Origin of the sequence: Pseudomonas sp. 008, from assembly GCF_016861935.1 — a bacterium.
GTDB lineage: Bacteria > Pseudomonadota > Gammaproteobacteria > Pseudomonadales > Pseudomonadaceae > Aquipseudomonas.
The window spans coordinates 564,899-587,375 of sequence record NZ_BOMA01000002.1 but is presented as its reverse complement, the minus strand read 5'-3'; the positions used below and the strand labels follow the sequence as shown (position 1 = coordinate 587,375).

Annotated in this window: 18 protein-coding genes; 16 read left to right on the top strand and 2 right to left on the bottom strand. The window is 61.8% G+C overall.

Annotation, left to right across the window (positions count from 1 at the left end; all coding sequences use genetic code 11):
• The 5 genes from JUI81_RS07265 to JUI81_RS07245 form a co-directional block, all read left to right on the top strand.
• Positions 1-3,795, top strand: a 3,795-nt coding sequence (locus JUI81_RS07265; RefSeq protein WP_239077666.1) for an S-layer family protein, incomplete at its 5' end; no start/stop codon positions are given.
• 41 nt (positions 3,796-3,836) lie between these two features.
• The gene (locus tag JUI81_RS07260; protein ID WP_028939527.1) at positions 3,837-5,354 is read left to right on the top strand and encodes a TolC family protein; all 1,518 of its coding nucleotides are present in this window, start codon (positions 3,837-3,839) and stop codon (positions 5,352-5,354) included.
• Complete coding sequence (cysC, locus tag JUI81_RS07255; protein ID WP_028939528.1) at positions 5,338-5,943, top strand: adenylyl-sulfate kinase; 606 nt, start codon at positions 5,338-5,340, stop codon at positions 5,941-5,943. Before JUI81_RS07260 ends, cysC begins: the two co-directional genes overlap by 17 nt.
• Positions 5,940-6,725 (top strand): aspartyl/asparaginyl beta-hydroxylase domain-containing protein, encoded by a 786-nt coding sequence (locus JUI81_RS07250; RefSeq protein ID WP_204124001.1) that lies wholly within the window; start codon positions 5,940-5,942, stop codon positions 6,723-6,725. Before cysC ends, JUI81_RS07250 begins: the two co-directional genes overlap by 4 nt.
• The gene (locus tag JUI81_RS07245; protein WP_204124000.1) at positions 6,713-7,678 is read left to right on the top strand and encodes a sulfotransferase family protein; all 966 of its coding nucleotides are present in this window, start codon (positions 6,713-6,715) and stop codon (positions 7,676-7,678) included. Before JUI81_RS07250 ends, JUI81_RS07245 begins: the two co-directional genes overlap by 13 nt.
• Here JUI81_RS07245 and JUI81_RS07240 read toward each other — a convergent pair.
• Both JUI81_RS07240 and JUI81_RS07235 read right to left on the bottom strand, forming a co-directional pair.
• Positions 7,667-8,425, bottom strand: coding sequence for a slipin family protein (locus JUI81_RS07240; RefSeq protein WP_204123999.1), 759 nt, complete (start codon positions 8,423-8,425; stop codon positions 7,667-7,669). The two genes, JUI81_RS07245 and JUI81_RS07240, sit on opposite strands and share 12 nt — an antisense overlap.
• A 2-nt stretch (positions 8,426-8,427) precedes the next feature.
• Positions 8,428-8,961, bottom strand: coding sequence for an NfeD family protein (locus JUI81_RS07235; RefSeq protein ID WP_019581675.1), 534 nt, complete (start codon positions 8,959-8,961; stop codon positions 8,428-8,430).
• A 214-nt stretch (positions 8,962-9,175) separates the two neighbouring features.
• Between JUI81_RS07235 and JUI81_RS07230 the strand changes: the two genes are divergently transcribed.
• The 11 genes from JUI81_RS07230 to pgaB all read left to right on the top strand — a co-directional run bounded on the left by JUI81_RS07230 (position 9,176) and on the right by pgaB (position 22,477).
• Positions 9,176-9,643, top strand: a complete 468-nt coding sequence (locus tag JUI81_RS07230) for an aminoacyl-tRNA deacylase (protein ID WP_018929388.1) — start codon at positions 9,176-9,178, stop codon at positions 9,641-9,643.
• Positions 9,644-9,778: 135 nt separating this feature from the next.
• Positions 9,779-10,024, top strand: coding sequence for a DUF2789 domain-containing protein (locus JUI81_RS07225; protein WP_007940999.1), 246 nt, complete (start codon positions 9,779-9,781; stop codon positions 10,022-10,024).
• A 215-nt stretch (positions 10,025-10,239) separates the two neighbouring features.
• Positions 10,240-10,668 (top strand): MarR family winged helix-turn-helix transcriptional regulator, encoded by a 429-nt coding sequence (locus JUI81_RS07220; protein WP_019581677.1) that lies wholly within the window; start codon positions 10,240-10,242, stop codon positions 10,666-10,668.
• Entirely contained in the window at positions 10,665-12,737 is a 2,073-nt protein-coding gene (locus JUI81_RS07215) for an FUSC family protein (RefSeq protein WP_204123998.1), read from the top strand. Before JUI81_RS07220 ends, JUI81_RS07215 begins: the two co-directional genes overlap by 4 nt.
• Entirely contained in the window at positions 12,734-12,943 is a 210-nt protein-coding gene (locus JUI81_RS07210; RefSeq protein WP_018929385.1) for a DUF1656 domain-containing protein, read from the top strand. The genes JUI81_RS07215 and JUI81_RS07210 overlap by 4 nt, the downstream gene beginning before the upstream one ends.
• Positions 12,940-13,827, top strand: a complete 888-nt coding sequence (locus JUI81_RS07205) for an HlyD family secretion protein (protein ID WP_204123997.1) — start codon at positions 12,940-12,942, stop codon at positions 13,825-13,827. Before JUI81_RS07210 ends, JUI81_RS07205 begins: the two co-directional genes overlap by 4 nt.
• Complete coding sequence (locus JUI81_RS07200) at positions 13,824-15,272, top strand: efflux transporter outer membrane subunit (protein WP_138866603.1); 1,449 nt, start codon at positions 13,824-13,826, stop codon at positions 15,270-15,272. The genes JUI81_RS07205 and JUI81_RS07200 overlap by 4 nt, the downstream gene beginning before the upstream one ends.
• 81 nt (positions 15,273-15,353) lie before the next feature.
• Entirely contained in the window at positions 15,354-15,989 is a 636-nt protein-coding gene (locus JUI81_RS07195; protein WP_019651562.1) for a hypothetical protein, read from the top strand.
• A gap of 235 nt (positions 15,990-16,224) precedes the next feature.
• On the top strand, positions 16,225-17,736 hold the full coding sequence (locus tag JUI81_RS07190; RefSeq protein WP_026331889.1) for a YdgA family protein: 1,512 nt from the start codon (positions 16,225-16,227) through the stop codon (positions 17,734-17,736).
• A 250-nt stretch (positions 17,737-17,986) separates the two neighbouring features.
• The gene (gene pgaA, locus JUI81_RS07185) at positions 17,987-20,467 is read left to right on the top strand and encodes a poly-beta-1,6 N-acetyl-D-glucosamine export porin PgaA (protein ID WP_204123996.1); all 2,481 of its coding nucleotides are present in this window, start codon (positions 17,987-17,989) and stop codon (positions 20,465-20,467) included.
• A 12-nt stretch (positions 20,468-20,479) separates the two neighbouring features.
• A complete protein-coding gene (pgaB, locus tag JUI81_RS07180) occupies positions 20,480-22,477 on the top strand; it encodes a poly-beta-1,6-N-acetyl-D-glucosamine N-deacetylase PgaB (RefSeq protein WP_204123995.1) in 1,998 nt (665 codons plus the stop codon).

Below are 22,477 nucleotides of genomic sequence, written 5' to 3'. Positions count from 1 at the left end.
GACCTGACCATCGCCAACGGTACGCTCACGGCGGTGAGCAGCAGCGACGGCGGCATCACCTGGACCGCGACCTTCACCCCGAGCGCCAGCATCAACGACACCACCAACCTGATCACCCTGGACAACACCGGGATCAGCGATTTGGCGGGCAACGTCGGCAGTGGCACCACCGATTCCAATAACTACGCCATCGACACGGTGCGCCCGACCGCCACGATAGTGCTGGCCGACACTACCCTGAGTGCCGGTGAAACCTCGCTGGTGACCATTACCTTCAGCGAAGCGGTCAGCGGCTTCACCAACGCGGACCTGAGCATCGCCAACGGTACGCTCACGGCGGTGAGCAGCAGCGACGGCGGTATCACCTGGACCGCGACCTTCACCCCGACCGTCGGCGTGAATGATTCGAGCAACGTCATCACCCTGAACAATACCGGGGTCAGCGATCTGGCGGGCAACACCGGCAGCGGCACCACCAACTCCGGCAACTACACCATCGATACGGTGCTGCCGACGGCGACCATCGTGGTGGCCGACAATGCGCTGAAAATCGGTGAAACCTCACTGGTGACGATCACCTTCAGCGAAGCGGTGAGCGGTTTCACCAACGCCGACCTGACCATCGCCAACGGTACACTGAGCGCGGTGAGCAGCAGCGACGGCGGCATCACCTGGACGGCCACGTTCACCCCGACCAGCGCCATCACCGACACCAGCAACGTCATCACCCTGGATAACAGCGGTGTGACCAACGCCTCGGGCAACGCCGGTAGCGGCACCACCAATTCCAACAACTACGCCATCGATACCGTGCGTCCGACGGCCACCATCGTGGTCGCGGACTCGGCGCTGGCGGTGGGTCAGACTTCGGTAGTGACCATCACCTTCTCCGAGGCGGTGACCGGCTTCAGCCTCGCCGACCTGACGGTGAGCAACGGTACCCTGAGCAGTCTGAGCACCAGCGATAACATCACCTACACCGCCACCCTGACACCGGCGGCGAGCATCACCGATGCGACCAATCTGATTACCCTGGACAACACCGGGGTGACCGATGGGGCCGGCAACACCGGCAGCGGCACCACCGACTCCAACAACTACGCCGTCGACAGCCAACGCCCGACGGCCACCATCGTCCTGGCGGACGCCACCCTGAGTGCCGGAGAAACGTCGTTGGTGACGATCACCTTCTCCGAGGCGGTGACGGGTTTCGACAACAGTGACTTGAGCATCGCCAACGGTACGCTCACGGCGGTGAGCAGCAGCGATGGTGGCATCACCTGGACCGCGACCTTCACCCCAACCGCCGGCGTGAATGACACGAGCAACGTCATCACCCTGAACAATACCGGTGTGACCGATGTGGCCGGCAACACCGGCAGCGGCACCACCAACTCAGGCAACTACACCATCGATACGGTGCTGCCGACGGCCACCATCGTGGTCGCCGACAACGCGCTGAAAATCGGTGAAACGTCGCTGGTGACCATTACCTTCAGCGAAGCGGTGAGTGGTTTCAGCAATGCCGACCTGACCATCGCCAACGGTACGCTCACGGCGGTGAGCAGCAGCGATGGCGGCATCACCTGGACGGCAACGTTCACCCCGACCACCAGCATCACCGACGCGACTAACCTGATCACCCTGGACAACACCGGCGTGCAGGCGGCCGCCTCCGGTAACGTGGGCAGCGGCACCACCGATTCCAACAACTATGCCATCGACACCGTGCGCCCGACGGCCACCATCGTGGTTGCGGACACAGCGCTGCAAATCGGCGAAACCTCGCTGGTGACCATCACCTTCAGCGAAGCGGTGAGCGGGTTCACCAACGCCGACCTGACCATCGCCAACGGTACGCTGAGTGCGGTGAGCAGCAGCGATGGCGGCATCACCTGGACGGCGACCTTCACGCCTTCGGCGGGCATCACCGACACCACCAACCTGATCACCCTGGACAACACCGGGATCAGCGACCTGGCGGGCAACGCCGGCAGCGGCACCACTGATTCCAACAACTACGCCATCGACAGCCAGCGTCCGACGGCGACCATCGTGTTGAGCGATTCGACCCTGAAACCGGGGGAAACCGCCCTGGTGACCATCACCTTCAGCGAAGCGGTGACGGGTTTCGACAACAGTGACTTGAGCGTCGCCAACGGTACCTTGAGCGCGGTCAGCAGCAGCGACGGCGGCATCACCTGGACCGCGACCTTCACCCCGACTGCCGGGGTTACCGACGCCAGCAACCTCATTACCCTGAACAACAGCGGCGTGTCGGACGTGGCTGGCAACACTGGGGCAGGCACCACCAACTCGGCCAATTATGTAGTGGAAACCCAGGTGCCGACCGCCACCATCGTAGTTGCCGACAGTGCCCTCAAGGCCGGCGAAACATCGCTGGTGACCATTACCTTCAGCGAAGCGGTGAGCGGTTTCACCAACGCTGACCTGACCGTTGCCAACGGCACCCTCAGCAGCGTTTCGTCCAGCGATGGCGGCGTGACCTGGACGGCGACTTTCACGCCTGCCGCCAGCGTCACGGACACCACTAACCTGATCCGCCTGGACAACAGCGGTGTGACCAACGTGTCGGGCAACAGCGGCGTCGGCGTGACCGACTCCAACAACTACGCCATCGACACCGTGCGCCCGACCGCGACCATTGTGGTCGCGGACAATAAACTGGGTATCGGCGAGACGACCACGGTGACCGTTACCTTCAGTGAAGCGGTATCCGGTTTCGACCTGTCCGACCTCAGCGTGGCCAACGGCGTGTTGTCCAACCTGGCCAGCAGCGACGGTGGTGTGACCTGGACCGCGACATTCACGCCGACCGCGAGTATCAACGACACGACCAACCTGATCCTGCTCGACACCGGCAATGTGCTCGACGCCGCGGGCAATGCCGGCGCCAGCATCGCTATCTCCAACAACTATGCGCTCGATGCGACCCGCCCGACCGCCACCATCGTGGTTGCCAATCCGGTGTTGGGAATTGGCCAGACGACACTGGTGACCTTCACGTTCAGCGAAGCGGTCAGCAACTTCGACTTGTCGGACCTGAGCGTGACCAACGGTGAACTGACCAATCTGGCCAGCAGCGACGGCGGCAAGACCTGGACCGGCACTTTCACGCCCACCGCGAACATTACCGACCCGAGCAACTTCATTGCGCTGGACACCAGCAATGTGACGGACCTGGCGGGCAACCTGGGCGCCAGCGTCGCGGTGTCCAACAACTACACGATCGACACCGTACCGACGCCGCCGCCCTTGGTGTTGACACCGGTGGTCGTGGCCGATCCACCGAACGTGCCATTGCAACCGATCATCTTCACCCCACCCACTGGCGATCTCGGCTCGCCACTGACCTTTGCCCCGTTGTTTGAACAACGGGTGATGGGCAATGGCATTCGGCCTCTGGGTGACATTTTCATAAACCACGGGGCGCTGACGCCGAGTTTTATTGCCCAGGTATTCACCAGCAGCGACAACGGTGGCGATGGCTCAGGCCACGGCTTCCTCGGCTTTGGCGGGGGCGATGGCGGGGTCTTCGGCAGCAGCACGCTGTCGAGCCTGTTCAATCAGGCCACCAGTAGCGAGGGGGATTCGCTGAACACCTTTGGTAATCAGTCAATCAAAGCGGGGGATGCTTCCCAAGGGCTGCGCGGCGTGTTTGGCGCACCGAGTCTTGGCCAGCAATTACAACAGCTCAAAGACACCGAGCAACGGCAGGTCGACAGCTTGGCCGCGGCTTTGCAACAGGTCGGTATCAGTGAAATGCAGGCCTGAAAAAATCATTAAAGCAGTGCGGCACCGGGGGCAATACAAGGATGAAAAGAAGTCATAAGTTGTTCGGCGCCAGCCTGCTGGCGCTGGCGATCAGCGGATGTGCAGTCACCAGTCAACCGATCGAACGCAGCGTCAGCCAACAGCGCGCCAAAAGCGATCTGCAAAACATGTACAAGGGTCAGGAGCCCCTCAGCGGCCCGCTGACCCTGCACCAGGCCATGGCCCGCGCGGTGAAATACAACCTCGAAGGCCGGCTCAAGATCATGGAAGAAGCCCTGGCCAAGCGCCAACTCGACCTCGCCAGTTTCGACATGCTGCCGCGCATGGCGCTGGATGCCGGTTACGTGGGGCGCAACAACGTCAACGCCTCCAGCAGCCAGAGCGTGCGCACCGGCACCCAGTCTCTGGAACCATCGACCTCCCAGGACCGCGACCGTGACGTGGCGGACCTGACCATGGTCTGGAACGTGCTCGACTTCGGTGTCAGCTACATCAGCGCCAAACAGCAGGGCGATCAGCGGCTGATCGTGCAGGAACGTCGGCGCAAGGTGATCAACACCATCGTCCAGGACGTGCGCTCGGCCTATTGGCGAGCCGTGGCCGCCGAACGTTTGCTCAAGCAAATCGACAGCCTCATGGCCCGGGTCGATACCGCCCGTGAGAATAGTCAGAGCATGAGCCAACAGCGTATCGGCGATCCGATCCAGTCGTTGGCTTATCAGCGCTCGCTGATCGAAGCCACCCGGCAACTGGAAGAGCAACGCCGCGCGCTGTCGCTGGCAAAAACCGAGTTGGCGACCCTGATCAACCTGCCACTGAATACCGAGCTGACGCTGGCGACTCAGGACGATTACGTCATTCCGGAACTCAAGGTCGACCTCGCCAGCCTGGAGCAGGAAGCCCTGACCAGTCGGCCAGAGTTGCGCGAGCAGGATTACCAGACCCGCATCAGCGCCGCCGAAACCCGCAAAGCCATGCTGCGCCTGTTACCAGGGCTGGAGTTCTCCGCTGGCGGGCATTACGACAGCAACTCGTTTTTGGTGGAACAGAGCTGGGCGGATTACGGGGTGAAAGTCACCTGGAACCTGTTCAATGTGATTTCCGCACCCGCCGCGATCGACGTCGCCAAGGCCGGCGAAGAAGTCGCCACGGCACGTCGTCAGGCGATGTCCATCGCAGTGTTGGCCCAGCTCTACGTGGCCAACGCCAACTACCGCGAAGCACTGCGGCAGTTCCAGACCAATCAGCAGTTGTCGAACATCGACGGGCAAATCATCGGCCAGCTGCGCAACCGCTATCAGGCGGCCGGGCTGGGCGAACTGGATCTGATCCAGGGCGAACTGAACACGTTGCAGGCCGATCTGCGTCGCGACCTGTCCTACGCTGACCTGCGCAACGCTTACGGGCAAATCTTCGCCAGCGCCGGTCTCGATCCGCTGCCGGACGAAGTGCAATCTACCGAAGTCCAGTCCATCGCTACCGCACTGGCCAATCGCGAAGAGGCGTGGGCGGCGGGCAACATCTCAGTACCGCCGGTGGCCCATGCCCCGGTCCACTAACCTGCTGGCGCCGACGGCGAGCATCAGCCGTGCCCAACGGGAGGCCCGCAACGGCCATCGCGGCACGGCGATTCTGCTGACCGGTTTACCGGCGGCGGGCAAGTCGACATTGGCCCAGGCACTGCACGCCGAGCTGTTCGAACATGGCATACAGAGTGTGGTGCTCGATGGCGATGGACTGCGGGTCGGGCTCAATCGCGATCTGGGGTTCACCGACAGTGATCGCCTGGAAAACATCCGCCGCGCCAGCGAACTGGCGGCGCTGTTGGTCGAGAATGGGCAGATTGTCATTCTCGCGATGATCGCGCCCTTGGTGGAGTTGCGTGAACTGTTTGCCCGACGGCTGGGCGAGGATTACCGCGAAGTCTGGTGTAGCGCCTCTTTGGCGGTGTGTGAGCAGCGTGATCCCAAAGGTCATTACGCCAGGGCTCGACGGGGTGAGTTGGCTGGGTTCACTGGTGTCTCCGCGCCTTACGAACCACCGCCGTGTGCGTCGCTGGTGCTCGATACGGGCGCGCAATCGGTCGAGGCCTGTCTTGACCGTTTGCTGACCTGGCTCGGCGAATGTGCGGTGCTGCCAAAACGATGAGCCGACCGGCATTCTCCCGATTGCCGGTGACGGTGGATTTGCCGTTGCTGTTGCAGGCGCTGGCGGCGATCGGTGAGGACGACTGGCACGGTCATTTCAACAGCGCTTACTACACCGGCGACTGGAGCGGTGTGGCGCTGATTTCCGCGGCCGATGCCTTGACCGAGCTGGCACCCGGAATCGGTGAGCCTCGATTGCGCGAACCCTGGCGACGGGATGGTCGATGGCAGCAAGGGCTGCGGGATCTGCCGCTGGAGATTGTCTGTGCGCGCCTGTTGCGACTTGGCCCGGGCGGGCGTATCCATGAGCATCGTGACTATGACCTGGGCGAGCCGGATGCGGACTTGCGTCTGCACATCCCGCTGCTCAGCCCCCCTCAAGTGGACTTCATGCTGGACGGCCAACGCATGCCGATGGCCGCTGGCGAGTGCTGGTACCTCGACCTGGCGCGACCTCATCGCGTGGACAATCGCGATACCCAGACGCGGATTCATCTGGTGCTCGATTGCCGGCCCGGTGCCTGGCTGGAGCAGGCGATTATCGATGGGGGGGCAACCACGCCGTCGCCGCTAGTCGGTGATCAAGCTTTAGAGCAATTCAAGGCACTGCTGGCCAGCGATCCGCAGCTGTGCAAGACCTTGCAGGGATTGCGGGACAATGAAGCCTTTGTCGCCCGCACTCTGGAGCTGGCCGCCGAGCATGGCCTTGTGTTCACCCGCGAAGAATTACGTGCGGCGATGCGCGATGGTCGCCGCCAGTGGACTGAACAATGGAGCGCCTGAACCTCGATGGCTGGTTGCCGATTCGCGTGTGGCAAGAGGCTGGGCAATGGCAAGTCGATTGGTGCTGGTTCGGTGACACGCGGCTGCATCAGCCGTTTTTTCGTGACGCCGTGGAGGATGCGCTGCGACTGCAGTTCAATCAGGCATTTCGCCGAAAAACGGCATTGTCGACCCTCGCTGACTGGCAGGCTTGCAGTCCCGGCCTGACGCCGAGCGCCTTTATCTTTCACGCCTCCCGCTGTGGCTCGACCCTGGTCAGCCAGATGCTGGCGCAACTCGACAACCACATTGTCATCAGCGAACCTCCGCCACTGGACGCGTTGCTACGCAGCGATTTGCCTGCTGTCGAGCGCCGTGCGGCGATCAAAGGGTTACTGTCGGCCTACGGACAATGTCGGCGCGGCGTGGAGCAACGGCTGGTGATCAAGCTCGACGCCTGGAACATCGGTGAACTGCCGTTGCTGCGTGAATGCTTCCCTGAAACACCGTGGCTGTTTCTTTATCGCGACCCGCTGGAAATTGCTGTCTCGCATCTGCGTCGCCCGGGCGTGCACATGGTGCCGGGGATGATTGGCGCCAGTGTGCTGGATGACGAATTCCCGTTCAGCGGCCGTGAGGATTACATCGCTCGGCGGTTGGGGCGGTTGCTGGCAACGGGGTTGGCGCAATGCCAGGCATTTGGCGGCTGGGCGGTGAATTACAGCGAACTGCCGCAGGCGATGGCGGGGCGGTTGGCGGCGTTCTTTGCGTTGGACATCGAGCAGCGCCGGCAAGTGTTTGCAGCGGTGGGGCAACATGCCAAGCAGCCGTCGCAGGTGTTTGTCGGCGACAGCGATGACAAGCATCGCGAAGCCTCAACATTGCTTCGTGAACGGGTGGAACGTTGGGTGCGGGAACCGTATGAGGCGTTGGAAAAAGCTCGCAGCCCACAGATTATTTCCTCAGGGTTTTGACGACAAATCCGCCATCCCCTTGAGCAATTCGATCGGCAGCGGGAAGACGATGGTCGAACTCTTGTCACCGGCAATCGAACTCAGCGTCTGCATGTAGCGCAACTGCATGGCCCCCGGCTGACGCCCGAGCATTTCGGCAGCCTGCATGAGTTTTTCCGAGGCCTGCAATTCGCCTTCGGCGTGGATCACCTTGGCCCGGCGTTCCCGTTCGGCTTCGGCCTGTTTGGCGATGGCGCGAATCATCGATTCGTTGAGGTCCACGTGCTTGATCTCGACGGTGGCCACCTTGATGCCCCAGGCATCGGTCTGGGCATCGAGCACTTGCTGGACGTCGACGTTCAGCCGTTCCCGTTCGGCCAGCAATTCATCGAGTTCATGTTTACCGAGCACCGCCCGCAACGTGGTCTGGGCCAGTTGGCTGGTGGCCATGAGAAAGTCCTCGACCTGAATGATCGCCCGTTGCGGGTCGAGCACGCGGAAATACAGCACTGCATTGACCTTGACCGAGACGTTGTCACGGGTGATCACGTCTTGTGGCGGTATGTCGAGCACCACGGTTCGCAGATCGACACGAACCATTTGTTGAACCGCCGGAATCAGCAGGATCAGACCCGGGCCCTTGACCTGCCAGAAGCGTCCGAGCTGGAACACCACGCCGCGTTCGTATTCGCGCAGAATGCGGAAAGTCGACCCCGCCAGTGCAATCAGCAATAACAGCAGCGCGGCAAAACCCAATTGCAGACCCATGACTATTCTCCACCCGGTGCCGCGTCAGTCGCGGCCACTTGCAGCAGTAGACCCTTGCGTGCCACCACCCGGACCTGTTGTCCCGGTTTCAGCGGTGTGGCACTCATGACTTGCCATTGTTCGCCTTGCAGGTGCACCCAGCCGACATAAGCATTGCCAGCCTGCAACGACGTTATCGGCGTCACGCTGCCCAGCAATTCGGCGTCGCCACTGAAGTTGCGGCGCGGTCGGGTTTTCAAGGCGCGGATCAGCAGGAAAATCAACAGAAGCCCACTGATCAGCCCCAGGCCGATGATCAAGGGAACAGGCACTTCGGCATTGGTCAGAATCACCGCGCCGATCACAAACATCACAATGCCGCCCAATCCGACCACGCCAAAATTGGGCAAGGCCGCCTCGGCGATCATAAACACAATGCCGAAGGTGATCAGCCAGATCCCGATCGGGTCAGGAACCAGCACTACAACGGTGTCCGCTGCGAAAACCGGTCCGCTCAGGGCCAGCAGCAGCGCAATTACACAGCAACGAATGTTCACTTGACCCTCCGGGAGAGTCATCCGTCCGCGAGCCGTTCGTGGCTCTGTGTACAAGTCTAGTTGAGCCTGTGGCTGTATGAATTTTGACCAGTTGTTGACCGCATCCGACGGGCGGATTTCCCGCCGAATTCCACCCGCGGGCCTAGACTTTTAATGGAGAGAAAAAATTCTAACCATCGTCCGCCATTCGTTGTCGCGGACACCGAGGTGCATCATGCGTATGGCAAAAACCGTGCAGACCAGCCTGGACAAGGCGCACTGCGAATATGACATCGTTTCCCATCCGCACTCGGCCAGCAGCCTTGAAACGGCGCGGCTCGCAGGCATTCCTGCTGAACGGGTGGCCAAATCGGTGATCCTCGACGATCGCCACGGGCATTACTTGATGGCCGTGCTGCCCGCCAGCCGTCACCTGGACCTGAGCAAAGTCCGTGGCAGCAGCGAATGGCAAGTCACCCGGGAAAGCAACCTGCCGCACCTGTTCGACGATTGCGAACGCGGCGCCGTGCCTGCATTGGGCGAATCCTATGGCCTGGACATGGTCATCGACCCATTGCTGACCCGGCAGCAAGACATCTACCTCGAAGCCGGCAACCACAACAACCTGGTACACATGAGCGTGCCTGAATATCTGAAAATGGTGCCGCATGCCGAGGTCTGCGAGTTGAGTCTGTCGGCCTAGTGTCGACATAACTGCCGTCATCGCGGGCAAGCCTCGCTCCTACATTCGACCGCGCGTCCCTGTAGGAGCGAGGCTTGCCCGCGAATGGCCGCGCCACAGTCACCCATCCAATACGCGATCACAAAGGAGCCCGACATGGAATCCCCCACCCACAGCCTCCCGGCCCTGTTCAAACAACTCGGCCTGCCTGACGACGCCGAAAGCATCGATAAATTCATCGCCACCCATTCACCGCTAAAACCCGAACTGCACCTCGCGGACGCGTTCTTCTGGAGCGAGAGCCAGGCAGAGTTACTGCGTGAGGAAATTCTGGATGACGCGGATTGGGCGGAGGTGGTGGATCAGTTGGATGTAATGCTGAGGAAGGGGCGGGGGGTGTAAAAAAATCTGGAGAGAAATGGCGAAATGTAAAAAAAACTGGTGAGTGGTAAAAAAAACTGGGCAGAAACTGAGTTTGTTAGCTTTTTCCGCGTCTGGCCGTTGCTCGCCAATTTGTTTCAAAACTTGACCAACTTTCCCCTCGAATGCCATATTGATAGTTAGCAAACTAACAGTGTGTGCATTCCCTCGTGCCAAAGAACCTCGCCGCTCTCCAGATGAACATCAGCAGCTCCATGGTGGTGGCCGCCAGGCATTGGCGGAAGATCTGCCAGACCACGCTGGTCAACTATGGGATCTCCGAAGCCTGCGCCGCCCCGCTATTGATGATCGGGCGCTTGGGCGAGGGTGTGCGGCAGGTGACGGTCGCGCAGGCGGCCGGGATGGAGAGTCCGTCGCTGGTGCGGTTGCTGGATCAGCTGTGTCATGCCGGTTACGTCTGCCGTACCGAAGACGCTCATGACCGGCGCGCCAAATGCCTGAGCCTGACCGCGACTGGTCGCGAGTTGGTGCAGGCGGTCGAAGCTGAGTTGGTGCGTTTGCGCCAGGAGGTGCTCGAAGGCATCGACCAGAGTGATCTGGAAGCGGCGCTACGGGTACTCAAAGCCTTTGAAGCGGCCAATCATCTGCCGGTGGTTCAGCCTTGAGCGGTTTTTTCACCGGCGTGCCCCCGGCGCGGGACTGGTTCTACGGTGTGCGCACGTTCGCGGCCTCGATGATTGCGCTGTACATCGCCATGCTCATGCAAATGCCTCGTCCGTATTGGGCGATGGCCACGGTGTACATCGTTTCCAGCCCGTTCCTCGGCCCTACCAGCTCCAAGGCGTTGTATCGCGCGGCGGGTACCTTGCTCGGTGCGGCGGCGGCGGTGTTGTTTGTGCCGATGTTCGTTCAGAGCCCTTATGTGCTGGTGGTGGTCATCGCGCTGTGGACCGGGATTTTGCTGTTCCTGTCCTTGCACCTGCGCACCGCCAACAACTACGCCTTGATGCTCGCCGGTTACACCTTGCCGCTGATCGCCTTGCCGGTGGTGGCTAACCCTTTGGCGGTGTGGGACGTGGCCGAGGCGCGGACCGAAGAGATCTTTCTCGGCATCGCCTGCGCGGCGGTCGTCGGCGCCATGTTCTGGCCACGGCGGCTGGCGCCGGTGTTCAACGACTCGGTGAACAAATGGTTTGCCGATGCTTCAACCTACAGCCTGCGTTTCCTTAGCCGCAATGTGCAGCCGGAGGAAGTCAGCGCCTTGCGCTCATCGATGGTGGCGAACTTCAACAGCCTGGAATTGATGATCGGTCAGCTGCCCCACGAGGGCGCGCGAGCGCAAACGGTGCGCAACACCAAGGAGCTGCGCGGTCGGATGATTCATCTGTTGCCGGTGATCGACGCCCTCGACGATGCGCTTTATGCCCTCGAGCGGCGCACGCCGGAGCTTGTGGATAAGTTCGCGCCACTGCTGACCGCCACCAGCGAATGGCTTGACCACAAAGACGCTGACCTCGGCCGCTGGCAGGCCCTGAAAAACCGGCTCGAAGCGCTGCAACCCAGTGCCGAGGCGCTGGACGATCGCAAGCAGTTGCTGTTTTCCAATGCGCTGTATCGCCTCGGCGAGTGGATCGACCTGTGGCAAGACTGTCGCAGTCTGCAACACGCCATTCAGTGCGAGAGTCAGGACAACTGGCGCGCGGTGTATCGGCACTGGCGCCTGGGGCGACTGTCACCGTTTCTCGACCGTGGCTTGATGCTCTATTCAGCGGCTTCTACGGTCACCGCGATCATCGTCGCCTCGGTGCTGTGGATTCTGCTCGGCTGGACCGACGGCGGCAGCGCGGTGATCCTGGCGGCGGTGGCGTGCAGTTTCTTTGCGTCGATGGACGACCCGGCGCCGCAGATCTACCGGTTCTTTTTCTGGACCGCGATGTCGGTGCTGTTCGCCGGCCTTTATCTGTTTCTGATCCTGCCGAACCTGCATGACTTCCCGATGCTGGTGCTGGCGTTCGCCATCCCGTTCATTTGCGTCGGCACCCTGACAGTGCAGCCGCGTTTTTATCTGGGGATGTTGCTGACCATCGTCAACACCTCGTCCTTCATCAGCATTCAGGGCGCCTACGACGCGGATTTTCTCAGTTTCACCAACTCCAACCTGGCCGGGCCCATGGGGTTACTGTTCGCGTTCATCTGGACCCTGATCGCCCGGCCATTCGGGGCGGAACTGGCGGCCAAGCGCCTGACCCGTTTCAGCTGGCGCGATATCGTCGGCCTGACCGAGCCGGCCACGCTGGCCGAACACCGGCATATGGGCGTGCAGATGCTCGATCGCCTGATGCAGCATTTGCCGCGGCTGGCCATGACCGGCCAGGACACTGGCATCGCCCTGCGCGAAGTGCGCGTGGCCCTGAACCTGCTGGACCTGCTCGCCTATTCGCCGCGAGTGCCCGGTGCGCCGCAAGCGCTGCTGCGCCAGGTGGTGGCTGAAGTCGGCGAGTACTTCAAGGCCTGCCTCAAGGCTGGCGAACGCCTGCCGGCGCCGAGTCCGTTGCTGATGACCCTCGATCGCACCCGCCGCGCCCTCGGCGGCCAAGGTGATGACGAAACCCGTCTGCATCTGCTGCACGCCTTGAGCGGCCTGCGTCTGGCGCTGTTGCCGGGCGTCGAGTTTGTCGGCACGGGCGAACTCGAAGAACCGCTTCCCCATGGCATCGATGGAGCGCCTTTATGATCGGTGATCTGGATATCAGCGGGGTGTTCCTGCCCACGCTGCTGGTGCTGATGGGCATTACCTATGTGTTGTTCCTGTTGGTGCACGGGGTGCTGACGCGCCTGCACTTTTACCGTCTGGTCTGGCACCGGGCATTGTTCAACGTGGCTCTCTACGCTGTGCTGCTCGGCGCCGTGGACTCACTCAGTCGATACCTGATGACATGAAAAAACCTTTATTGACCCTCGGCCGTGTGGTCCTGACATTGTTGATCGTGAGCTTCGCCATTGTCGTGGTCTGGCGCATGGTCATGTATTACATGTTCGCGCCCTGGACCCGGGACGGGCACATCCGTGCCGACATCGTGCAGATTGCCCCGGATGTATCGGGGCTGATCCAGCAAGTGGAGGTGCGCGACAACCAGTGGGTGAAACGCGGCCAAGTGCTGTTCAGCATCGATCAGGACCGCTTCAAGCTGGCCCTGCGCCAAGCCAAAGCGGCGGTCGCCGACCGTCAGGAAACCTTGGCCCAGGCCCAGCGCGAGGCCAAGCGTAACCGTGGCTTGGGCAATCTGGTCCCGGCCGAGCAACTGGAAGAAAGCCAGTCCCGGGTGGCGCGCGCCGAAGTGGCGTTGATGGAAGCGCAAGTGACGGTGGACAGCGCCCAGCTCAACCTCGACCGCTCGGTGATCCGCAGCCCGGTGGATGGCTACGTCAACGACCGGGCGCCGCGCTCTCAGGAGTTCGTCAGCGCCGGGCGCCCGGTGTTGTCGGTGGTCGACAGTAATTCCTTCCACATCGACGGCTATTTCGAAGAAACCAAACTGGACGGCATTCATGTCGGCCAGAGCGTCGACATTCGGGTGATCGGCGACCGTGCGCGCCTGCGCGGGCATGTCGAAAGCATCGTCGCCGGCATCGAAGACCGTGACCGCAGCAGCGGCAGCAACCTGTTGCCCAACGTCAATCCGGCGTTCAGTTGGGTGCGGTTGGCCCAGCGGATTCCGGTGCGAATCGCTTTCGATGAGGTGCCGGAAGATTTCCGCATGATTGCGGGGCGTACGGCCACCGTGTCGATCATCGACGATCAACCCGGGGGGCCGGCGAAATGAGCAGGGCCTCGGGTTTGGCGGTTGCCGGATTGGGCTTGTTGCTGTCGGCCTGCCAGGTGGTGGGGCCGGATTATCACCTGCCGGATGAGGCGGCCGTGCACCGTGAAGACTTTCAGGGCGACCTGGCGGTGAACGGCAAACATGTCGTCTCGGCACCGGTGCCCGCCGATTGGTGGCGGTTGTATCAGGATCCGCGTCTGGACCAATTGGTGCAGCAGGCCATGGCCTCCAACACCGATTTGCGGGTGGCGGCGGCGAATCTTTCGCGGGCTCGCGCTCAGGTCGACGAAGCGCAGGCGGCGGGCGGTTGGAGCGGCGGCGTGAAGGTCGGCGCCCAGCGTTTGCAGGAGTCCGGCGAAGCGTTCTTGATACCGGAAAAAGTGCCCGTGGCCAACGTCGGCGATATCGGCATCACGACTTCGTATCAGTTCGACTTGTTCGGCACCTTGCAGCGTGGCATCGAAGCGGCCAAGGCCAATGCCGATGCGACCCAGGCGGCAGCGGACACCGCGCGCATCACCCTGGTGGCCGATGTGGTGCGGGCTTACACCCAGGTTTGTGCGGCCAACGAAGAGCGGGAGATCGCGCAGCATTCCCTCGACCTGCAAGCCCAGAGCACCTCCCTGACCCAGCGCTTGCGCGATGCCGGGCGCGGCGATGAAACTCAGGTCACCCGCTCGCAAACCCAATTCAAATCCTTGCGCGCCGAATTACCGCGTTATGAAGCCGCACGTCAGGCCGGGTTGTTCCGCTTGTCGATGCTGCTGGCCAAACCGGTCGAGCAACTGCCGGCGGGCACCAGCGACTGCGCCGAGCTGCCGAAAGTTACCCAATTGTTGCCGGTGGGTGACGGCGCCGCGCTGCTCAAACGCCGGCCAGACGTGCGCCAGGCAGAGCGCAAGTTGGCGGCGGCCACTGCCGGCATCGGCATTGCCACCGGTGAGTTGTACCCGGACATCAGCATCGGCGCGACCGTGGGCACGGTCGGCATCCTGGAAAACCTCGGCAAACCATCGACCAATCGCTGGGGCTTCGGTCCGTTGCTGACCTGGACCGTACCGTCCAACGGCTCCCGCGCGCGAATCCGTGAGGCCGAGTTCGCTACCCAAGGCGCGTTGGCGCATTTCGATGGCGTGGTACTCAACGCCATCCGCGAGACTCAGACCGGCCTGGCGCAATATTCCGCGCAACTTCAGCGTCGCGATGCGTTGGCGGACGCCGAACAGTCGGCGCAATTGGCGGCAGACCAGACCCACCGCTTCTTCCAGGCCGGTCGCGCGTCGTTCCTGGCGGACTTGCAAGCCACCCGCACCTACACCGATGCACGGGCGCAACTGGCCTCGGCCAACACCCAGGTCGCCATGAGCCAGATCGATTTGTTCCTCGCCTTGGGCGGCGGCTGGGAAAGCGGACGAACGCAAGGCTCACAACCCGGCAAACCCTGAGGCCGTTGCTATGCTTTGATTTGATGGGGTCGCGCGGCGAACCCGTCGATCAAGGCTTGCGTTGGTCATGGGGATCTAATAATGAAAAACCCTTACGCTCCCGGCTTCTGGTGCGCCATTGCGGCATTGGTTTTGCTGTCGGCCACCTATTTCTATGGCGTCATGCTGGCCCACCAGATCGACAAGGCGCTGATCTTCCTCGACAGCGCGGCGGCACTGATCGCCGTGATGGCCATCGTGGTGGTCGCCTGGGCTTCGCTCCAGAACCAGCGCATCAAGAAACGACAACTCGAACAAGGCAAAACCCTGGTACTGATCTGGGACACCAAGGTGGCTTTGCGTCGGGTAGAAACGGTGTTCGACCGATATTTCTGGGGCAGTTACTGGCAACCGGGGCGCACGTTTCAGGAAGTCATGGGCGAACTTACCGGCACGCCGCTGGAAAAAAGCCTCGAAACCTTGAAGAAGCAATGCCAGGCGCTGGACAAGCAAGTGGCCGACGAGGGCTGGCACTGGCTCAACAATGCCCGAGAACTGTCCGATGTCGCCAACGCCATGGCCCGCGAACGCTATCAACTGGATTTCTGTGACCCACGCGCGGAGGTAACTGGCGGGGCGGTGATCAATCGGGATTTTGAAGTGCTGGTGTATACGTGGACCGCGCGGCTAAAAAGTTTTGATCATCAGCTTGATGAGATCGAGGTTCAGTATTCGTAAGGTTGTATTGGCAGGGCTGCTCGCGAAGGCGATTGAACGATCGCCGAAACTCTCCCCTGCCAGTTGTCCACAGGCAGCCGCAGCCCATGGACACTCTTTCACCTTTAATCATTGGGCCGTCCCACGGCGCAAATGCTAATCTCCTCGCCACTTTCAGCGCAGTCGTGACCGCGACCCGTTATGGGTTCAGGGAAGACGACCAGACTTTCAACAATGGACATTGATCGGGTACTTCATGAATAAATCAGCAGGCGTGCTTCTAGGAATTGTCGTGGCCATCGGTGCAATCAGCGCGGGCGGCGCCTGGTACACCGGCAGCAAACTCGATGGGGTGCTGAACAGCTCGATCGCCGACGCCAACAAAGAACTGCAAGCCGCGCTGGCAGGCTCCAACGGCACGGCGTCGCTGGAGCTGGTGTCGCTGGAGCGTCATGTGTTCAGCAGCACCGCGCACTACCGCCTCAAGGGCGAGGGCGAGATGTTTGGTGAAGCGCCGATGGAGATGCTGTTCGTCGACCGCATCGAACACGGCCCGCTGCCGTTCTCGCGCCTGGTATCGTTCAAGTGGTTGCCAGTCCTGGCCACCAGTCACTACGAGCTGGAAAAAACCCCGCTGACCGAAAAGTGGTTCGCCGCCGCCAAGGACAAATCCCCGGTCAAGGGTGTGGTCAACATCGGCTACGACAACTCCACCAAGGGCTCGCTCGAATTCCTGCCGCTGGAAGCGGCACTGGATGACAAGTCCAACCTGACGTTCTCCGGGTTGAAACTCGACGTGGCCGCCAGCGCCCAGGCGCAAAAGGTCAAGGCCGACGGTTACATGGACAGCCTGAAGCTGACCACTGTGGCTGAAGACCAGACGCCGGTGCAGGTCGAGCTCAACGGCTTGACCCTGGCCAGCAACCTGAACAAAAGCACCTACGGCTATTACGTCGGTGACAACACCCTTGAGCTGACAAACAGCAAAACCACCTTTGGCCCCAAGCAATCGGTACTCGGTTTCAAGAACTTTGAAATGAAGAACCAAACCGGGGAATCAGGCACCAACGCTTCGGGGCGTGCCGATTACAAGGTCGGTGAAGTGTCCTTGAACGGCAAGGTTATCGGGTCTGCGCAGATGGCCATGAGCCTGAAAAACCTCGACATCCCGTCGACGATGTCGCTGATGCAGATCTACCAGACCAAACTGCAACCGTACGAGCGGGCCGCCGCCGAAGCCACTGCCGCCGGCCTGCCGGCGCCGCAGCTGAACCTGACCCCGGCCGAAGAGGCACAGGTCAAGACCGGTCTGGAGAAACTGCTGGCCGCAGGTCCCCAGGTGGCCCTGGAAAACCTGTCGTTCAACACCAGCAACGGCGAAAGCCGCGCCAACCTGGTGCTGGACCTGACCAAACCGCAATCCATGGACCTGCCGCCGGACCAATTGGTCAAGCAGTTGATCGCGTTGCTGGAACTCAACGTACTGGTGTCCAAGCCAATGCTCATTGATTTGCTCACCGTGCAGTCGCAAATCGACGGTCAGACCGATGCCAAGCTCATCGCCGATCAGGCGAGCGCAACCGCCGACATGTTCAGCAGCATGGCGGTCGGTACGCAACTGGCAAAACTGGACGGTAATAACGTCGTCACCAAGTTGCATTACGCCAACAATCAGGTGGACTTCAACGGCCAGAAAATGACCCTCGAAGAGTTTGTCGGTTTTGTGATGAGTAAGCTCGGCGGCACTGGCGACGTCACCATCCAGTAAAACCGCAGGCTTCAGCGCAACGCCCGGCCTCTGCAACACGCAGACGCCGGGCGTTTTGCTGTCTGGGGTTCCGAAACGGGGTGAGGGGAGGCCGGCCACGAATCTGAAGAAATATTGTGTCTTGAATTATTGACTACGCTTGCATGCAAGACTGCTTCGATAAAGCTTGGCCGGGTCTTTCGATCCGGCTTTCCGTTACGAGTGGGCAAGGGGCATTGCGACCCGGCTGGCCATGTAAGGATGCTGACGAATGCCGCGTATTGCTGGTCCCTTTATTCATCGTGGGCTGCGCCCCTTGTTTCGCGTTGCGTTGTGCGGCCAATTGTTGTGGCCGGTGCTGGCGCTCGCCGATACCCCTTACGATCAAATGGTTCGCGATGCGCGGGCCGGCAACTACACGCCTGCGCTGACGGTGTTGCGCCAGGTGCCGGTAAGCCAGGCCTCCACTGGCCAGATCAGCGATCACTTGCAGATCGCCAGTTGGGCCGGTCTGGATGCCGAAGTGGTACAGGTCTATGAAACCCAGGGACGTGATCGAGCGTTGCCGGCCCAGGCCCTGACTGCCACCGCGCGGGCCTATCGCAACCTCAAGCGTTGGGACTCGGCGACCCAGGTGTACAACAAGGCCCTGGCCCTTGAACCGCAAAATGCCGACCTGCAGCTGGGCCTGGCGATGACCCAGGCCGACGCCGGTAAACCTGACGAGGCGGTTGCCCGCGCCAGGGCTCTGGTGGCGGCGAAACCGGATGATCCTGGCCGCCGTCTGGCTTTGGCCTACGCCTTGACCCGCGCCGGTGCCACTTACGATGCGTTGTTTGAGTACGACCAGGCCTTCACCCGCGCCGGCAGCAAACCCGAAGTCGCTCGGGAATACGTGATTGCCCTGCAACGCGCTCGTTTGCCGGAGCCGGCCTTGCGCCTGGCGCGTCAGCGGCCGGGGTTGATTGATCCGGTCACGCAACGCCGTCTCGAAGGTGACCTGGCCGCCGAACGCGTGCGCCTGGCCGAACTCGCCACCCGCAGCGAAAAAGAACGTTATGTGATCGCCGATCGGGCCCTGGCCGATTACGACCAGTTGCTGGCGACCTGGACGCCGGACCCTGCGGCCCACGATGACGTCATCCGCTGGCGAATCGACCGCATGGGCGCCCTCAAGGCCCGTGCACGCACCGCCGATGTGATCACCGAATACCAGAAGCTGCTCGCCGAAGGCGTGAAGATTCCGACCTATGCCCTGCGTTGGGTGGCGTCGTCCTATCTGGATCAGCGTCAGCCGGAAATCGCCACCGATTTGTATCGCCAGGTGCTGGTGGCGCCGGATGCCGATGTCGGCGATCGCCTGGAAGACAGCACCGCGCTCTATTACGCCCTACTCGAAAGCGACAAGGCCGATGACGCGCGCAAGGTCGCCGAAGACCTGGCCAAGACCCAGAAACCACGGATCGAGCTCAAGGGCCTGCCGGTGGGCAATCCCAACGATGAATGGATGGACGCGCAGCAACTTGCCGCCCAGGCCGGCACCTACGGCGCCGATTTGCCGTCGGGCGAGCAGCGTTTACAGACGTTGGTCGATCAGGCTCCGGGCAACATCGGCCTGCGCCTGGCCCAGGCCGATCTGTACCTGGCCCGGGACTGGCCACGACGCGCCGAGAATCAACTCAAGGAAACCGAGAGCATGGCCCCGCGGGATATCGGGCTGGAAATCGCTCAGGGCCACACGGCTATGGATCTGCAGGAATGGCGGCAGATGGATGCGCTGACCGACGATGTGGTCGCACGTTTTCCGGACAACCGTCAGGTGCAGCGTTTGCAGCGTCAGCGTGCGGTCCATGACATGGCCGAGCTGCGAGTTCAGGCCTACGGCGGCAAGAGTTATGGCGGCGGCAACGGCGATGTCGGGGCGGTCAACGGCAGCCGCGATTTCGGCATCGAAACCACGCTGTACAGCCCGCCCATCGATGAAGACTGGCGCCTGTTCGCCGGTGCCGGCTACGCCACTGGCGATTTCCAGGAAGGTACTGGTCACCATCGCTTCCAGCGTGTCGGGCTCGAACGTCGGACTCGCGACATGTCCCTGGAAGCGGAAGTCTCCAACCATTCCTACGGCTTTGGCGATAAACAGGGCGCGCGCCTGGCGATTGCCCGAGACATCGACGACCACTGGCAGTACGGCGGCAGCCTCGAATATCTGTCGGCACAAACGCCGTTGCGAGCGTTGAACAGCGACATCACGGCCAACGGCGGCAGCGGCTTTATCCGCTGGCGCGCCAATGAAAGCCGTGAGTGGAGACTGGCGGTCAGCCCCTCGCATTTCAGCGACGGCAACAACCGTGTCGAAGCCGTACTCACCGGTCGCGAGGGCGTTTATCGCGCGCCGGGGTTGCAAGTCGACCTCGGTCTGGAAGTCGGCAGCAGCCATAACTCCAAGTCCGACGACGTGCCGTACTTCAACCCCAAATCCGACTTCAGCGTGCTGCCGACGGTGAACGTCAATCACGTGCTCTACCACCGCTACGAAACCTCCTGGAGCCAGCAGTTCCAGGCCGGTGCGGGCACCTACAGCCAGCGCGATCACGGCACCGGCGGTATCGCCCTGCTGGGTTATGGCCAGCGCTACAGCTGGAACGACGTGTTCGAGGTGGGCGGCCTGCTGAGCGTGATCAACCGGCCATTTGACGGTGACCGGGAAACCGATCTGCGCCTGCTCGTCGACCTTACTTACCGCTTCTAGAAGAGTTTGAAGATGCCTTTTATTTCGCGTTTCATCCTCCTGCTGGGAGTGCTGTTGATCAGCGCCTGTGCCCAGCAAGCCCCAGCCTTCGCGCCGCCGTCCGAACGCCCGATGCCGGCCAATGAAAAGCCGTGGCCGAAAAACCATGTGCTGGGGATCGCATACCACGATGTCGAAGACCGCGACCCCGATCAGGCGGTGGTGGCCGTGCGCACCGAGCGCCTGCTCGAGCAACTGGCGTGGCTGCGGGAGAACAACTACACACCGGTCACCGTCGATCAGGTCATGGCCGCTCGCAACGGCGGTCCCGAGCTGCCGCCACGGGCGATCATGCTGAGTTTCGATGATGGTTATTCGAGCTTCTACACCCGCGTAATGCCGGTGCTGCGCGCCTATAACTGGCACGCCTTGCTGGCGCCGGTCGGGGTGTGGATCGACACGCCGCAGAACCAGCCAGTGGATTTCGCCGGTACACCGCGCAAGCGATCGGATTTCCTGACCTGGGAGCAGATCCGCGAGATTTCCCGGTCCGGCCTGGTGGAAATCGCCGCCCACACCGACGCCAGCCACAAAGGCGTGTTGGCCAACCCGCAAGGCAACCTGCAACCGGCAGCCGCGACCCGGCGCTATGACGCCGCCACCGGTCGCTACGAAACTGAAGCCCAATTCCAGGCCCGGATGCGCGCCGACGTAGCGGCCATCTCGGAGAAGATCCGCAAGGTCACTGGCTACAAACCGCGAGTCTGGGTCTGGCCGTACGGCGTGGCGGATGGCACCTCGCTGCAAGTGATCAACGACCAGGGTTATCAGATGGCCCTGACTCTGGACGACGGCCTCGATGCCCTCGACAACCTGATGAGCGGCCCGCGCTTTCTGGTGGCCTCGGACCCGGATGGCGAACACTTCGCCAACAGCGTCGTCGCGGTGCAGGCCGAATCGCCGATGCGCGTGGTGCATGTGGATCTGGACAACGTCTACGACCCGGACCCGGCCCAACAGGAAATCAACCTCGGCAAACTGATCCAGCGCATGGCCGACATGGGTGCCAACACGGTGTTCCTGCAAGCCTTCGCGGATCCCGCGGGCGATGGCCTGGTGCATTCGCTGTACTTCCCCAACCGCCACCTGCCGATGCGCGCCGATATCTTCGATCGCGTGGCCTGGCAGTTGCGCACCCGGGCTCACGTCAAAGTCTATGCCTGGATGCCGGTGCTGAGTTTTGCCCTGGATTCGAAGTTGCCGCGAGTCACTCGCTGGGACCCGAAAACCGGCACCACGTCGATCGATCCGGACCAATACAAGCGCTTGTCGCCGTTCGACCCGAACGTGCGGCGCATCATCGGTGAAATCTACGAAGACGTGGCACGCCTGACCTCGGTCGACGGCATCCTTTATCACGATGACGCGGTGCTGTCGGACTTCGAAGACGCCGGCCCCGAAGCCCTGAAAGTCTATGCCGCCAACGGCCTGCCCGGTTCGATTGCCGCCCTGCGCGAGGATCCGGCCACCCTGCAACGCTGGACGCGGTTCAAGAGCCGCTACCTGATCGATTTCACCCATGAGCTGACCGCCAAGGTTCGCGCCATTCGCGGCCCGCAAGTGAAGACGGCGCGCAATATTTTCGCCGAGCCGATGCTCAACCCCGAGAGCGAAGCCTGGTTTGCACAGAACCTCGACGACTTCCTGGGCGCCTACGACTGGACGGCACCGATGGCCATGCCGCTGATGGAAAAACAGAGCCATCAGCAATCCGGCCCCTGGCTTGAAGCACTGGTGGCGACGGTCAAATCGCGCCCCGGCGCACTCGACCGCACGGTGTTCGAATTGCAGGCCCGCGACTGGACGAAAAATAAACACGCCGACATCGACGGCGGGCAGTTGGCTGACTGGATGGGCCGCCTCAAGCGTCAGGGCGCCACCAGTTTCGGCTACTACCCAGACAACTTCCTCGAGAACCAGCCGGACCTGAAAGCCGTGCGGCCCGCGCTCTCCAACAAGTGGAATCCATAA